General features: G+C 32.9%; 15 protein-coding genes and 1 pseudogene. 13 read left to right on the forward strand and 3 right to left on the reverse strand.

Translation table 11 applies throughout. From position 1 onward, the window contains the following. Window positions 1-5 precede the first annotated feature (5 nt). The 3 genes from H600_RS0116555 to H600_RS0116565 all read left to right on the forward strand — a co-directional run bounded on the left by H600_RS0116555 (window position 6) and on the right by H600_RS0116565 (window position 2,131). On the forward strand, window positions 6-485 hold the full coding sequence (locus H600_RS0116555; protein WP_026729833.1) for a hypothetical protein: 480 nt from the start codon (window positions 6-8) through the stop codon (window positions 483-485). A 24-nt stretch (window positions 486-509) separates the two neighbouring features. Further along, window positions 510-1,088, forward strand: coding sequence for a Crp/Fnr family transcriptional regulator (locus H600_RS0116560; protein ID WP_026729834.1), 579 nt, complete (start codon window positions 510-512; stop codon window positions 1,086-1,088). Between the two features lie 74 nt (window positions 1,089-1,162). After that, window positions 1,163-2,131: a quinone oxidoreductase family protein gene (locus H600_RS0116565; RefSeq protein ID WP_026729835.1), complete on the forward strand. Its 969-nt coding sequence runs from the start codon at window positions 1,163-1,165 to the stop codon at window positions 2,129-2,131. Between the two features lie 263 nt (window positions 2,132-2,394). Here H600_RS0116565 and H600_RS0116575 read toward each other — a convergent pair whose 3' ends face one another. Both H600_RS0116575 and H600_RS0116580 read right to left on the reverse strand, forming a co-directional pair. Next, window positions 2,395-4,137, reverse strand: a complete 1,743-nt coding sequence (locus H600_RS0116575) for a DUF885 domain-containing protein (protein WP_026729836.1) — start codon at window positions 4,135-4,137, stop codon at window positions 2,395-2,397. A 69-nt stretch (window positions 4,138-4,206) separates the two neighbouring features. After that, on the reverse strand, window positions 4,207-6,183 hold the full coding sequence (locus tag H600_RS0116580; RefSeq protein ID WP_026729837.1) for an alpha-ketoacid dehydrogenase subunit alpha/beta: 1,977 nt from the start codon (window positions 6,181-6,183) through the stop codon (window positions 4,207-4,209). A 174-nt stretch (window positions 6,184-6,357) separates the two neighbouring features. Between H600_RS0116580 and H600_RS0116585 the strand changes: the two genes are divergently transcribed. The 10 genes and pseudogenes from H600_RS0116585 (at window position 6,358) to H600_RS22220 (ending at window position 13,781) form a co-directional block, all read left to right on the forward strand. Next, window positions 6,358-7,308, forward strand: coding sequence for an isopenicillin N synthase family dioxygenase (locus tag H600_RS0116585; protein ID WP_026729838.1), 951 nt, complete (start codon window positions 6,358-6,360; stop codon window positions 7,306-7,308). Between the two features lie 112 nt (window positions 7,309-7,420). Beyond that, the gene (locus H600_RS0116590) at window positions 7,421-7,753 is read left to right on the forward strand and encodes a translation initiation factor (RefSeq protein ID WP_026729839.1); all 333 of its coding nucleotides are present in this window, start codon (window positions 7,421-7,423) and stop codon (window positions 7,751-7,753) included. 96 nt (window positions 7,754-7,849) lie between these two features. Then, a complete protein-coding gene (locus H600_RS0116595) occupies window positions 7,850-8,719 on the forward strand; it encodes a nucleoside phosphorylase (protein ID WP_026729840.1) in 870 nt (289 codons plus the stop codon). A 91-nt stretch (window positions 8,720-8,810) separates the two neighbouring features. Continuing rightward, window positions 8,811-9,251 (forward strand): DinB family protein, encoded by a 441-nt coding sequence (locus H600_RS0116600; RefSeq protein WP_026729841.1) that lies wholly within the window; start codon window positions 8,811-8,813, stop codon window positions 9,249-9,251. A gap of 6 nt (window positions 9,252-9,257) precedes the next feature. Continuing rightward, window positions 9,258-9,650, forward strand: coding sequence for a VOC family protein (locus tag H600_RS0116605; protein ID WP_026729842.1), 393 nt, complete (start codon window positions 9,258-9,260; stop codon window positions 9,648-9,650). Between the two features lie 63 nt (window positions 9,651-9,713). Continuing rightward, window positions 9,714-10,187, forward strand: coding sequence for a DUF4265 domain-containing protein (locus tag H600_RS0116610; RefSeq protein WP_026729843.1), 474 nt, complete (start codon window positions 9,714-9,716; stop codon window positions 10,185-10,187). Between the two features lie 65 nt (window positions 10,188-10,252). Then, the gene (locus H600_RS0116615) at window positions 10,253-11,104 is read left to right on the forward strand and encodes a substrate-binding domain-containing protein (RefSeq protein ID WP_026729844.1); all 852 of its coding nucleotides are present in this window, start codon (window positions 10,253-10,255) and stop codon (window positions 11,102-11,104) included. 18 nt (window positions 11,105-11,122) lie between these two features. Then, on the forward strand, window positions 11,123-12,055 hold the full coding sequence (locus tag H600_RS0116620; RefSeq protein WP_026729845.1) for a transglutaminase-like domain-containing protein: 933 nt from the start codon (window positions 11,123-11,125) through the stop codon (window positions 12,053-12,055). Between the two features lie 175 nt (window positions 12,056-12,230). Then, window positions 12,231-12,605: a hypothetical protein gene (locus H600_RS0116625; protein WP_026729846.1), complete on the forward strand. Its 375-nt coding sequence runs from the start codon at window positions 12,231-12,233 to the stop codon at window positions 12,603-12,605. 119 nt (window positions 12,606-12,724) lie between these two features. Continuing rightward, window positions 12,725-13,781, forward strand: a pseudogene (locus H600_RS22220) (linear amide C-N hydrolase). Between the two features lie 69 nt (window positions 13,782-13,850). Here the strand turns inward: H600_RS22220 and H600_RS0116635 are convergent. Next, on the reverse strand, window positions 13,851-15,302 hold the full coding sequence (locus H600_RS0116635) for a glycosyltransferase family 2 protein (protein ID WP_026729847.1): 1,452 nt from the start codon (window positions 15,300-15,302) through the stop codon (window positions 13,851-13,853). Window positions 15,303-15,570: the final 268 nt, after the last annotated feature.

Raw genomic sequence — 15,570 nt, forward strand, 5'->3', positions numbered from 1 at the left:
TTTAAATGGAAATAGAAATTATAGAGGATAATAAACAAAGCTTATTTGTTTATAAAAATGGAGAATTGTTATTTTATTCTATTATAAAATTTAATTTTCTCAGAAAGGACATAATCAAAATCTTTGATTCAAATGACGAACTGGTTTTAGAACTTAAAAGTTATGAAACACCATTTAGTTCGGCTAAGTTTGAAATTTTGTTTCAGAATAGAGACAAAACAAAAGATATAAATGAAATTACTAAAGTTTATCTAACATTTGATCAGAACCAAACGATCAGAAGAATTGGAGAGAATCATTTCTCATTTAACTTAAAAAGCTCTTATTTTAGTAATAAAATTAAATTAGCAGATATAAAATTAAAATTTTGGACTACTACTCAAAAAATGTCTTTAAATCTAAAACCTGAATATGAAGAGTTTTTGAACTCGATAATATTTCACGTTTTATCAACTAGAACCGGATATAATTCTAATTCAGTATGATAATTTTACTTATAAAGAAAATCCATGTTTAACCAATTCCGAAATAAGTTTCCTTTTACAGATGAAAAGTGGAACGAATATATTAATTGTTTCAATCGAATTGAAGTTCCAGCCAAAACTGTTCTTTTAGAAGAAGGCGAAATTTCGAAAAAGCTTTTTATAATTGAAAAAGGCTGTATTAGAGTTTGGTTTAACAATAACGGAAAAGATTTGACTTCACAGTTTTTTTTCGAAAATCAAAGTGTGGCTTCTATTGAAAGTTTCATGAAACAATTTCCGAGTCCGGTTGTGGTTGAAACTATTGAACCTTCTGTTTTATGGTGGATCAGCAAAAAAGATGTCGATAAAATTTTAGAAGAAATTAAAGAAATTCCCGAATTAAGAGATCGCTTAATCAATATGCTTTTTCAAAGAACATTTGATTATATGAAACACTTTTTTTCTTTTATAAAAGACTCCCCTACTCAGCGTTATCTTGATTTAATTAAAGAAAAACCTCAAATTGTGCAACGTGTTCCGCAGCATTATATAGCATCTTATCTTGGCGTAAGCACGGTTCATTTAAGCCGAATTAAAAGCAAATTAGTGAATAAAAAAGACTAAAATCTTATTTGATAACAAATGTTATCGTCTACCGAAAATCAAGTTCAGAACTTTGCCTCATAAAATTTAATATTATGAAAGCAGCAGTGATTTATACAAAAGGCGAAATGCCTAAATATGCAGAATTTGCAGAACCAATTGTTCAAAACGAAAATCAGATTTTAATTTCAGTAAAAGCCGTTGGGATTACAAATCTGGATAAAGGAAAAGCGTCCGGCAAGCATTATTCTTCAGAAAATATCGAAAACGGCTTTGTAATTGGAAGTGATTGCGTTGGTTTACTCGAAAACGGAACTAGAGTTTATGCCCGTGGCATATCTGGAACAATTGCAGAAAAAGCGATTATTGATAAAAACATATTTGTACCGCTTCCTGATGGAATTAGCGATGCAGTTGCGGCGTCGTTGCCAAATGCAGTTGCAGGCTCAGCAATGGCTTTGCGATTTCGTGCTAATGTCAAAGCTGGAGATACTGTTTTGATCAACGGAGCAACTGGATTTACTGGCCAAATGGCAATTCAGATTGCTAAGCATTATGGAGCAAAAAAGATAATCGTTACCGGGAGAAACGAAAAAATGCTTCAAAATCTAAAAGAATTAGGTGCTGATAAAATAATTTCATTAAAACAAAACGACGATGCTTTTATTTCTCAATTAACAGAAATTCATGAAAATTCACCAATTGATATTGTTTTAGATTATTTGTGGGGGCATCCTGCTGAGTTGATTCTTTCAGTCTTAAAAGGAAACGGATCATTTACCAATAAAATACGATATGTAACCATTGGCGGAATGGCTGGCGATAGCATTCAATTGTCGTCAGGAATTTTGAGAAGCGTAGATCTTCAATTATCAGGTTCTGGTTTAGGAAGCTGGTCAAAAGATGAAGTGAAATTGTTGTTTTCAGAAATACTTCCGGAAATGTTTCTTTTGACAGCTCAAAATAAATTGAAAGTAAATATTGAAACAGGAAATCTCGCTGATATTGAAGGAATGTGGAATGCTGAAGTTACTGATGGTAAAAGATTAGTAGTTATTATTTAAAATTGTATTAAACATGTTTTAATTTTCAGAAAGCATTAATTCTTCGGATGAACGATGTTTTGATAAATAATCAATTATCACAAAGTTTGTCATTTCGAGGAACGAGAAATCTCCACGAGTAGCTCCATACAGAATTTCGCCAATCTTTGGAGGGTTACTTGCGAAGATTTCTCGTTCCTCGAAATGACAAGATTGGTTTTAAACATAAAAAAGGTTTGGTAAAAATGATTGCCAAACCTTTTTCAATTCAAAGCTTCAGAATTTTAATTTTCTGAAAGCATTAATTCCTTAATATACTTTACAGGAGCGCTTCCAAAACTCAAGAATTTCTCATGAAATTTTTTCAAATTGAATTTATCCCCTTCTTGTTTTTTAAGCTCTTCTCTTAAATTGTAGATTTCAGTATAACCCGTAAAATAAGAACATAATTGTACTTGAGATAAAGTTACACGTTTCCACTTCCCTTCCGCTTCTGCTTGTTGCTGAAAAGCCTCTCTTGTCAATAAGCGCATTGCCTCTTCTTTAGACATATCTTTAGTATGAACACTATTGTCTAAAATGGTATTGCAAGTCGTTCTTAAATTCCACTTGTAATACATCAACCACATTTCATCCGAGTTTTTATAACCACTTTCCAGCATCATTTTTTCGGCATAAACTGCCCAGCCTTCAACCATTGCGCCATTTCCTAAAATAGATTTAATAATGCTTGGCGATTGATTGCTGTAAACCAATTGTGTATAATGCCCCGGAATTGCTTCGTGAATGTTTAAAATTTGAAGAATATAATCGTTGTATTCACGCAAATAGCTTTCAGCATTTTCAGCAGTCCAGCCAGACATGCTTCCTACATTGTAATACGTATTTGCATTTTTATCATAAGGTCCAGGAGCAGAAATAGAAGCACCTGCAACACCAGCCATATATGCTGGCTCTTTGCGTACAACTAATGGTTTGGACGGATCTATATACAATAAATCTTTCGCTTTTACATACGCAGTAAGCTCCGGAATTTGCTTTTCAATCTCCGATTGGAATTTTTCTGGCGTCGTGTGATGTAGTGAGATTCTGTCAATAACCTGTTTTATTAAATCTAATTTATCTTCAGGTTTTGGAGCATTTCCATTGTATTTTTTCCAAAGTTTATCTGCTAAAAGAAACATTTTATCATGAAGATCATTCTTGTGGTCTACAGCAATTTTGTAGATTTCATCAGCTGAATAGCTGGATTGGATATCAACATTGAATTTTTTAGCATATAAATCAGGTCCCAATCTAAAAGAGCGCGGTGTTTTATTTGGCAGGTTCTTCAGCCATTCTGCATAATCTTTAATTGCTTTTACAGCAACTTTTGCTTTTTCCTGAATTTCTTTCTTTTCCGTTTCGCTAAGTTTACTTTTGTTTAATGCAGTATTTAAATCGTCTTCAAAAACAGTCACCCCGCCAATGTTTTGAGAAATTGCAAGATCAGTATGTTCAATAGTCGGATTTTTAATATTCCTTTTCGCTGCTTCATAATAAGCAGGAATATTTTTCATTTTGCTTTTAAAAGCACGAAGACGAATTTCCAAAGAGTCATAATTTCCGTTCAAAATTTCTGCAAAAACGCCACAAACATTATATTCAGCAGGATTCCATTCTGATGATTTTAATTCGTTGACACTGAAAATTGTTGCTTCCAATTGGTTTTTAATCATTTGAAAGTCGGTTTTATTATTATCTGAAAGACTTTCAATGTCGTAATGCTTTAAAGAATCTAATTGAGCATTGGCAAAATCAAGTTCAGCTTTTTTCGCGTCCTCGTTTGGAACAACTAAAACGCTGTCTAATTTGTGATATCCTACTCCAGAAGCCCAGTTTGGATATGTTTTCCATAAATCATTAACAAAATGGTCTTTATACTTCTCAAATTTTTGATTTAAAGCTTTGTCGACAGTTGTTTTGCTGCTTTTATTGCATGAAACAAGCAATGAAATAGCGATAACAGGAATAAACAGTTTTTTCATAGTTTGGGTTTAAGTTGGTTTTAAAGATAGAAAAAATGTTCTTTCTTCAAAACAGTATGCCTTTTTTGATTAATATTTCAATAAACCCAGTAATGTTTCCTCGAAACGATCTTTTGCTAAAAATTGATCTTCTAGCGCTTTTGTAAACGGAATAGGAGAATCTAAACTAGCAACTCTCTTTACTGGCCCATCCAAAAATTCAAAACAGTTTTCCATAATTAAAGACGAAATGTCGCTTGCGATTCCACCAAACATGGTGTCTTCCTGATAAATAATGGCTTTACCTGTTTTTTTTACTGATGCAAAAATCGTTTCAGTGTCTAAAGGTTGTAAAGTTCTTAAATCAATTAAATCAGCGTCGATTTGTGGATTTTTTTCTAAAGTATCTAAAGCCCAATGAACTGTTGCTCCAAAAGCAATAATAGTTACTGAATTTCCTTCTTTTATCAAAGAGGCTTTTCCTAAAGGAAGCGTGTAATAATCGGTTGGAACGTCTTGATAAATACTTCTGTACAACTGTTTGTGCTCAAAAAACAAAACCGGATTTGGATCATTTATAGAAGTGTTAAGCAACCCTTTGGCATCATAAGGGAATGCCGGATAAACAACTTTTAGGCCCGGAGTTTTTGTAAACCAGGCTTCGTTTGTTTGCGAATGAAAAGGTCCTGCCTGAGTACCTCCGCCACAAGGCATACGAACCACAACATCGGCATTTTCTCCCCAACGATAATGAGATTTAGCTAATAAATTCACAATCGGATTGAAGCCAGTTGAAACGAAATCAGCAAATTGCATTTCTACAATCGCTTTATATCCGTTGATTGACAATCCCATTCCCGTTGAAACTACAGCACTTTCACAAATAGGCGTATTTCGGATTCTATCTTTTCCAAAAGCATCAACAAAGCCATCAGTAATTTTAAAAGCTCCTCCATATTCAGCAATATCTTGCCCCATAATAACCAAGTTTTTATTGCGCCACATAGATTGTTCCAAGCTATTTCGAATAGCATCAATAAAACGAATATTTTTTGATTCTGAATTATGACTATATTCTTCGTATTCAAATGGTTTGTAAACATCATTTAATTCTCCACTATAAGTAGGGATAATCTCTGGTTCAGCATTTGCAATAGCTAAATTTTCATCGATTTCTTGCTTGATTTCATTGTGAAGCTGTTCATCAAATTCAGCTGTCAAAACTCCCGTTTCGGTCAAATATTTTCTATAATTTGTTACAGGATCTTTAGCGGCCCATTCATCCATTAATTCTTGCGGAACGTATTTGGTACCACTCGCCTCTTCATGCCCTCGCATTCTGAAGGTTTTGAATTCCAATAATACAGGATGCGGATCCTCCTGCATTTCTTTCTTTAATTGCGAAAGTTTGTTGTAAACTTCTAATATATTATTTCCATCAATAATATGGCTTTCAATACCATAACCAATGCCTTTGTCAGCAAGATTTTCGCATAAATATTGTTCATTTGTAGGTGTTGAAAGTCCATAGCCGTTGTTTTCAATGACAAACATTACAGGTAATTCCCAAACTGCGGCAATATTTAAAGCTTCATGAAAATCGCCCTCGCTTGTTGCCCCTTCTCCTGTAAAAACAGCCGTTACTTTGTTGTTTTTCTGAAGTTTGTCGGCTAATGCAATTCCGTCAGCTATACCTAATTGTGGCCCGAGATGCGATATCATCCCTATTATTTTATATTCCTGTGTTCCAAAGTGAAAACTGCGATCTCTACCTTTTGTAAAACCATTTGCTTTTCCTTGCCATTGTGAGAACAAGCGGTGAAGTGGAATATTTCGCGTTGTAAAAACACCAAGGTTTCTATGCATTGGCAATACATACTCGGAATCATCCAAAACTGATGTAACTCCAACAGCAATAGCTTCTTGGCCAATTCCAGAAAACCATTTTGACACTTTGCCCTGGCGTATAAGGATCAGCATTTTCTCTTCGATTAATCGAGGTTTGAGGATTTTTTTATATAAATCTAATAATTGAGCGTCAGTTAGGTCTTGTCTGTTAAAGATCATTTGGTTTGTGTTTTTTTAGTGTTTCAAATATAAAAAAATATAACAATTCTATTTGTTTTTGTTATAAAATTTTAATTTTTGTATAACTTTTAAAATTCAATTCTAAAATATTCTCTACCTTTGTTTCTGAAAGGTTTTTCGAGACCTTTCATCTTTAAATAAAAAATGTAAAGTATGCAAAACATTCCTAGTGTAGACTTACGTGATTTCCTTTCGGACGACCCGAAACGTAAACAAAAATTTGTAAATGAAATCGGCAGTGCATTTGAAAACATTGGCTTCGTAGCCTTAAAAGGTCATTTCTTAGATGACCAATTGGTAGACGAGCTTTATAGCGAAATTAGAAAATTTTTCGCTTTGCCAATAGAAACTAAGCATAATTATGAAATTCCTGGTATTGGCGGACAAAGAGGTTATGTATCTTTTGGAAAAGAGCATGCTAAAGGACGCAAAGAAGGAGATTTAAAAGAATTTTGGCATTTTGGACAATACGTTGACAAAGATTCAAGATGGGCATCAGAATACCCAGACAATGTCGAAGTAAAAGAATTACCGCGTTTTAACGAAGTTGGTAAAGAAGCCTACCAAATGCTTGAAAAAACTGGTGTTTATGTACTTAGAGCTTTGGCTTTGCACCTTGGTTTAGATGAGTTTTATTTTGATCAATATGCAAAAGAAGGAAACTCTATTTTAAGACCTATCCACTACCCTCCAATTACTTCTGAGCCAGAAAATGCAATTCGTGCAGCAGCTCATGGTGATATCAATTTGATTACACTTTTGATGGGAGCGCAAGGAAAAGGATTACAAGTTCAAAATCATGACGGCGAATGGATTGATGCTATTGCAGCTGATGATGAATTAGTGATCAATGTTGGAGACATGTTGTCTAGACATACTAACAATAAATTAAAATCGACGATTCACCAAGTAGTAAATCCTCCGAGAGAATTATGGGGAACTTCTCGTTATTCTGTTCCATTTTTTATGCACCCAGTAAGCGATATGCGACTGGATTGTTTAGAAAACTGTATTGATGCTGAAAATCCTAAGAAATTTGAAGATATTACAGCTGGAGATTACTTATACGAACGTTTAGTAGATTTAGGTTTAATCAAAAAGTAAAAACTTAAATAGATTTCAATATTAAAATTCCAAATTCCAAGCTTTATTGGAGTTTGGAATTTAATTTTTAAATACTTTTATAGTTGGAATTTATTTTTTAGAATAAAAAATTATGGACTTTAAAGATCAATTAAAAAACTTATTTCCTGATCACGTTGAATCAAATGAACCTGAAGAAATTCAGGCCGAAGAGCATGTGTTATATGTTCAAAAAGAACCTATGATTTGTAAATTTGAAAAACGAAAAGGAAAAGCAACCACAATTATTGAAGGTTACGAAGGTTCGGATGAAGATTTTAAAATCTTAGCCAAAGAAATCAAAACAAAATTAAGCGTTGGCGGAACTTTTAAAGACGATTCAATCATTATTCAAGGTGATTATCGCGACAAAATCATGGCTATTTTAAAAGAAAAAGGATTTAAAACAAAACGTGTAGGAGGCTAAAAGCTTCACATTTAACGTTTCAGGTTTCAAGTTATATGAATCTGAAACAAAACCTTAACACCTTAGCATCTCAGAACCTTAGTACCTTATAAAAAAATGATCCAATCATCAGAATTAATACTTAACCCAGACGGAAGTGTTTATCACCTAAACCTTCGTCCTGAGCATATCGCACACGATATAATTTTTGTTGGAGATCAAAACCGAGTAGAAAAAATTACTCAGTTTTTTGAAAAAATCGAATTTTCAACGCAAAAAAGAGAGTTTAAGACCCAAACCGGAATTTACAACGGAAAGCGCATTTCCGTTATTTCAACTGGAATTGGCCCGGACAACATCGATATTGTATTGAATGAATTAGATGCTTTAGTAAACATCGATTTAAAAACACGAACACCAAAAGAAAAACTAACTTCTTTAAATATAATCAGAATTGGAACTTCAGGCTCTCTGCAGGAAGATATTCCTGTTGACAGCTTCGTAATGTCAAAATTCGGACTTGGATTAGATAATATGCTTCGCTCTTATTTAATTGATGATGTTTCAAATGCTGCCATTGAAGACGCATTTATCACACATACCAATTGGGACATCCGAAAAGGAAAACCTTATGCAATTTCATGTTCTGAAAAATTAGAGAAATTCATTGAATCGGATCGAATTTTTAAAGGAATTACTGCAACTGCCGGCGGTTTTTACGGGCCTCAAGGACGTGTTTTGCGTTTGAATATCCAAGATGAAGAATTAAACAACAAAATGGAAAATTTCGATTTTGACGGAACAAAAATCACTAATTTAGAAATGGAAACTGCTGCTATTTATGGCCTTTCTGCACTTTTAGGACATAATGCGTTATCATTAAATGCAATTATTGCGAATCGTGCATCTGGAACTTTCAGTGAAGACCCTTATAAAGCTGTCGATGAACTTATTGCTTACACCCTTAACAAACTTGCCGAAAAATAATTAGATAATTTGTCAATGAGATAATTTGATAATTATTATTATAAAAAATTGAAGAATAATTGTTTTAATCAATTCAAAAAGTAAATAATTCATGGAAGACGTTATTCTTAAATTTGAAAAACTATTAAAGGAAAATGTAAACTATTTTCCCGAAATTAGTCCAAATATTTTAGAAGAAAGAAAACCTGGAAAATGGTCAAAAAAAGAGATTTTAGGACATTTAGCAGATTCGGCAGTTCATAATTTGGTGCGGTTTACAGAAATCAATTATACAGAGAAGCCATATAAGCATAGGCCTTATAATCAAATAGATTTAGTAAATTTAAATCAGTATCAAGAAATGGATATTGACGAGTTGACGCAATTGTGGTTTGTACTGAACAATCAAATTGCCAGGATTATGAAATTTGTTACTGAGGAAGCTTTGAATTATAAAATTGTTTTAAGTGATGAGTCTGTTATCGATTTAAGGTTTCTTATGACAGATTATGTAGAACATCTAGAACATCATATCAATCAGATAAAATCCTAAAAGTTTATGTTTTTAAGAGTTGCTCGACACACCGATGATTTAAAAAAAATTGAAGATTTTTATGTAAATGTTCTTGGTTTTGAACTTCTAGGAGAATTTCAAAATCATAATAACTACAATGGAATTTTCATTGGAAAATCAGGTTTAGACTGGCATTTTGAATTTACGCAGTCAACAACAAAGGCGAAACATATTTTTGACGATGATGATGTAATTGTCCTTTATCCAAAATCAATTGTAGACTATAACGAATTAATTCACAAGTTCGAAAGTTTAAATGTCTCAACTATAACTGCAGCTAATCCATTTTGGAATGTAAACGGAAAAATGATCCAAGATCCAGATGGCTATAGAATTGTTATATCACCATTAAAAGCTGAAATAAGCGAAATTGAATAGAAAATTAGATAATTTATAGGCTCAACCGAGATTCTATATTTTTTAGAAATTTTAGATTAAAGAATGACAGAAACACACAAAAAAATACTTTTTAAATACTATAGCGATTATTTACAAGACAATGTTTTAGAAACTATGTGGGCTGAAATTATTGATTTAGAAAAAGGTCTTTTTAAATTGGATAACATTCCGTTTTTTGGGCCGCTTATCGCAACTGACGATTTGTTTTACGCTGAATTTGATGAAAAGGAAAATCGTTTTGTTTATAAAGAAACGATTGAAAACTCAGGAAATTCGATTGTGCAGGTCTTGATTTTGGAAAAAGGATTTGATAAAGAAATTATAAGAGAAAAACTTAAAGCAATTAATTGCCAATCAGAAGGTTTAAATGAAACCTTATTTGCTGTTGAAATCGTAAGAGATGTTGATTACTCATTAGTGCGAAGCATTTTGAATGAATATGAAGCCGAAGAAATCATTGAATATGCTGAACCTTGTCTTTCAGACAAACACCGAGCAGATTTATTAAAAAACTAAACAAACAAACAAACAAACAAACTTAAGAATACGCATACCAAACTTAACTTAAACTTAAAACTGTAATGAAAACCGTAAACATTGTGGGTGTTCCCGAACACTTCAATTTGCCATGGCATTTATGCATTGAAAATGGCGAATTTGAAGCTGAAAGTATTGATTTGCAATGGAAAGATATTCCTGAAGGAACGGGCAAAATGTGTCAGATGCTACGTGATGGAGAAGCTGATATTGCCGTTATTTTGACGGAAGGAATAGTCAAAGATATTTTGGCAGGAAATCCAAGCAAAATTGTTCAGATTTATGTGCAATCTCCTTTGATTTGGGGAATTCACGTTGCAGCTAAATCCGATTTTCAGACTGTAAAAGATTTGGAAAACAAAAAAGTAGCCATTTCGAGAATTGGCTCTGGTTCACAGTTAATGGCATATGTCAATGCTGCTGAACAAGGTTGGGAACAAGACGAATTGAAATTTGAAATCATAAATACAATTGATGGCGCTGTCGAAGCATTGACAAATGGAACTGCAGATTATTTTATGTGGGAGCGTTTTATGACAAAACCTCTTGTTGATAAAGGAATTTTCAGGAGAATTGGTGACTGCCCTACTCCTTGGCCTTCTTTTGTAATTGCCGCGCGAGATGAATTTTTGAAAAAAAATCCAAAAGCAATGGAAAAAATTCTTGAAATCATTAATAAAACCACGCAAGATTTTGCGCAAATTCCTAATATAGACAAAACATTAGCTCAGCTTTTTAATCAAAAAAAAGAAGACATTCGAGAGTGGCTTAAACTTACACAATGGTCTCAAAAGCATTTGAGCGAAAAAGCTTTTACCAAAATTCAAAATCAATTATTTGATCTGGGAATTATTGATAAAAAAAGTACTTTTGTTGAAACGGTAAAAGCGCTGTAAAAACTGCTTTGAATTTTTATGATGAAATTCCCTAAAATCGACTTTCCGCAATTGAAATCTAAATTACAGGTGAAATCACCTTATGATAGGATTATTATTTCGTTGTTGAGTCTTTTAATCACAATTCCGATTTTCATCATTCTGCATCAAAATCTTCGCGATTTAAATTGGGCTTTCAATTTAGATCGCGTCTTTATTTTTTTATTTGTTTTTGCAGCAATATTCTTTTTGTTGATGTTGCTGCGAACCATAATTATTTTATGTGTTGCAGTTTATCTGCTGGTTTTGTTTTATGGTTCAGTCATTGGGAATTATGGTTTCAGTGAAATTTCAGAGGACTATAACTCAATGATCTATACCATGTCAGATAATCCTTTTCCGCAAGATATTATTGTAGCAAAATTGCTTCCTTTTCCAAATAAATCTAAAATTATTAATGCGATAGAATATCAAAACCCAAAAGTTCGAAATTTTGCTATCATGGCAACGACGAAGCATTTTAAAGGAATCAAAGGATATTCAGATTATCGTACGACAATTCAATGTTTTGCTGTTTTTAAAGAAATCAACAGCCGATGGAACTATGTAAACGATCCAAAAGAAGGCGATTATATTGCAACGGCGAGCGAATCTTTAGAATATTTCTCAGGTGATTGCGATGATCACTCTATTTTAATGGCGGCGGCGATCAGATCCATTGGAGGAACTCCAAGGCTTATTCATACCAAAGGGCACATCTACCCTGAAATTTTAATTGGCTCTTTGATTGATCTAGAAAAAGTCAATTTTTTGATAAAAAATGTACTTTTTTCCAAAGAAAGTTATGGCAAAAAAATACATTACCACATTGATGAACGTGGACAAGTGTGGATGAATTTAGATTATACCGCGACATATCCTGGCGGGCCTTTTTTATATGAAGAGATTCTTGGCGAACTTACATTGAATTAAACTTAGCGTTTTTTAGACCTTTGGTTAAATGAAAAATTAATAAAACGCTACTTGTTAAAATGTGAATTCCTAATAAATTCAAGGCTTTTCATTCGAATCTAAATATTTGATTACAAAAGCTTTAAATATTATTTTTTTTTGTAACTTTTCCTGTCTAATTTTTAATCGCAGAATTATGAAAAAATCTAAATTATTTATCTTCGGAATTTTATTATCAGCAGTATTAATTATTTCGTGCAACAAAGCAAAAAGAAATGAATTAGTGAATTCTTGGAAAATTACATCAATTGAATCTAAAAAAGGACCTATTTCTGATTCAATTAAACATGTAATTTTAACAGAAGGCAATTTAACATTCACTGAAGACGGACATGTAACAGGATATTTGCAACAACCTATTACTGATGGTACCTATGCTTTAACAAAAAAAGGAACAAGTTTAGTGATTAAAGATGAAACAGGCACTCCATATCCTTGTACAAGCACCATAACAAAGGATCAACTTATAATAGAGGGAGAAGATTATAAATTTACGCTTAAAAAGATTTAAGCTTCTTTGCTCATAATAAACAATAAACCATATAAAAAATCAAAACTCCTAAATGATCTCAAACTTTAGGAGTTTTTTATTTATCGGCACTTAGTTTTAAACCCTATAAAGTTAGCTGTATGAGTATAAAAAATAAAATCCTAATCGTTTTTGCTTTTTTAAGCACAATAATTTCTAATGACAAAACTTTAGCTTGTACAAGAATTGTTTATCAAGGCCCGAATGGCACTATCCTTACTGCACGCTCTATGGACTGGAGAGGTGAAATTCCTGCTAATTTATGGGTTTTTCCGAGAGGAATAGATAGATTTGGCGAAGCGGGAAATAATTCGGTTAAATGGAAATCCAAGTACGGAAGCGTTGTAACAAGTTCATGGGATATTGCTTCTTCTGATGGAATGAATGAAAAGGGTTTGGTTGGAAATTTGCTTTGGTTGGCTGAATCTACTTATCCACAATTCGAAAAGAACAGCAAAACAAAAGGATTGGCTGTTTCACTCTGGCTTCAATATGTACTTGATAATTTTTCGACAGTATCAGAAGCTGTAACTGCTCTAGGAAAAAATGATTTTGTGGTAACATCATCACATATTCCGGAAACGGATATTTTTGCGACTGTACATTTATCGATTTCTGATGCGTCTGGAGATAATGCCATTTTTGAATACATAAACGGAAAACTGATGATTCATCATGACAGAGCTTATGTTGCCATGACAAACTCCCCTATTTTTGATGAACAATTAGCAATAAATACCTATTGGAAAAGCATTCCAGGAACGGTTATGCTGCCGGGAACCAACAGGGCCGCAGACCGATTTGTAAGAGCGCATTATTATATTGATGCGATTCCGAAAACGGATAATATAAGAACGGCATTGGCTAGTGTTTTTGGCGTAATTAGAAATTGTTCGGTTCCACTTGGAATTTCTTCACCAACTGAGCCCAATATATCATCGACACGATGGAGAACTGTTGCAGATCAAAAAAATCTGGTTTATTATTTTGATAATGTTTTAAATCCGAACGTGGTTTGGGTTGAATTCAGCAAGTTAGATTTTAGCGAAAAAGCTAAAGTTAGAAAACTGAGTTTGGCTAATAAATGAAAATTATTCTGGAGAATCTTCAATGAATTTTCAAGCTATGGCGCCATTTAAGTTTGCTGGTTTAGATTAAAATTAAAAATCCTCAGAATTTGAAAATTTAAACTCTGAGGATTTTTTTATTTTGAAAATCTTATCTTTTTTAAGATAAACCACGTGTCAGCCAGCCTTTTTTATTTGCAGTTGCAATTGCATAAGGTGTAATCCAAAACAAACTGAAAGTATAAAATATGCTGTATGAATAAGCCCAGAATGCATCAGCAAAACTATATCTTTTTGCATAAAACAATACTGAGAATGTTGATACAATCAAAATGCTTAAAAGTGTTGAACTAAAAAACAATACCGGATGAACCGCAATAAAAAAGAGCATAAATAATAAAAAAGGATATGCCATAATTATTTTTAAGGACTGATTTGTAAACAAAAGTCTGGCACCGAATTTAGATTCTTTTCTAAAATCTTTAAAAACGTACTTTGCCATCATAATGTTTTCGCGAACATTGCTTCTTCCCCATCTAATAAACATTTTGTACAAACCTTTATATTCTTCTGGAACGTTTGTCAATACGAGTGCATTTCTTTGGAACAAAACATGCAGACCTTGTTTTAAAATCATATTTGTCATTGCTCGATCTTCACCAATGTCTGATGGTTGTCCCATAAATGTCTGATTTATCCATTCTGGAAGACATTCAAATACAGCATCTCTTCTGTACGCCGCTGCAGCGCCAGGAGTACATAAAACAGATCCTAACATACTTTCCGCAGAACGCATAAATTCAAAACTCATTACAAAACTAACGTTCAGCATTTTTGGCAATAAAGCTTTTTTATTGTTCAAAACATGAACATTTCCTGCTACTGCACCACATTTTTCATCAACTACAAACGGACTTACAAGATTTCTTAAAGTATCTTTTTTGACAATCGAATCACTATCAACAGTTACAAAAACTTCTCCTGTTCCAAGTTCAAATCCGCGATATAAGGCGTGACGTTTTCCTTTGTTTTCAGGTTGTTGATAGATTTCAAGACGATCTCCAAGTTTTATTTTTGCCTGTTGCATCCAGTACCAAGTATCATCTTTGCTTCCATCATCAATAGCTAATAATTGCAGTTTTTGTGATGGAAAATCGCTTTCTGCAAGGCTCATCAACGTATGCCACACTAATTTTCCTTCGTTATACGCTGGAACAATTACCGTACAAGTTGGCAATAAATCATCTGAAACAGATTCAATTGGCTTGTATCTGAAATATAAATACAGATTATATAAAAACGAACCAGTTTGGAAAAAGAATAAAGCTGCTGTTAGAATTAAAAATGGAAATCCCCAACTAGAATTTATTCTATCTAATTGAAACTGATCAAAATCCGATTGAAGTTTATAAACGACAAAAGCACCGCTAAGCATCAGTAAAAAAGTAGCTGTAAGTATTATAAAGTCTAAAGGGCGTGCTTTTTTTTCGGTTGATTCTTGTTGAGATTTGGTATTCGAACTAAAAATTGTTTTTTTTAATGTTTGTTCTTTTGTACTGAGGGCTTTATCAGAAGCATAGAATTGTTCTGAAGTAATTGTTTCACTTTTCATTATTTGGGCTATTGCTTTATTCGTAAAATGGCTTTTAAATTGATTTTTCTTGTTCTTTCCCTATGTAAACAGATAAATGAGAAGTAAACAAGAATGGACTCTAACCGATTTTACAAGCGTTGTGCCATAAATAATAAAAATTGAAAATGAGGGATTTAGCAGTTTTCAGCTAAAAAAGAAATGTGTAAACTTTACACAGTTGTAAAAAGTTTATACTACAGTTTTTTGAAAAAACCTCCAGGAATAAGGCTTCCTAGAGGTTTTAAAA

The organism is Flavobacterium denitrificans DSM 15936 (assembly GCF_000425445.1).
In the GTDB taxonomy this organism is placed as follows: domain Bacteria; phylum Bacteroidota; class Bacteroidia; order Flavobacteriales; family Flavobacteriaceae; genus Flavobacterium; species Flavobacterium denitrificans.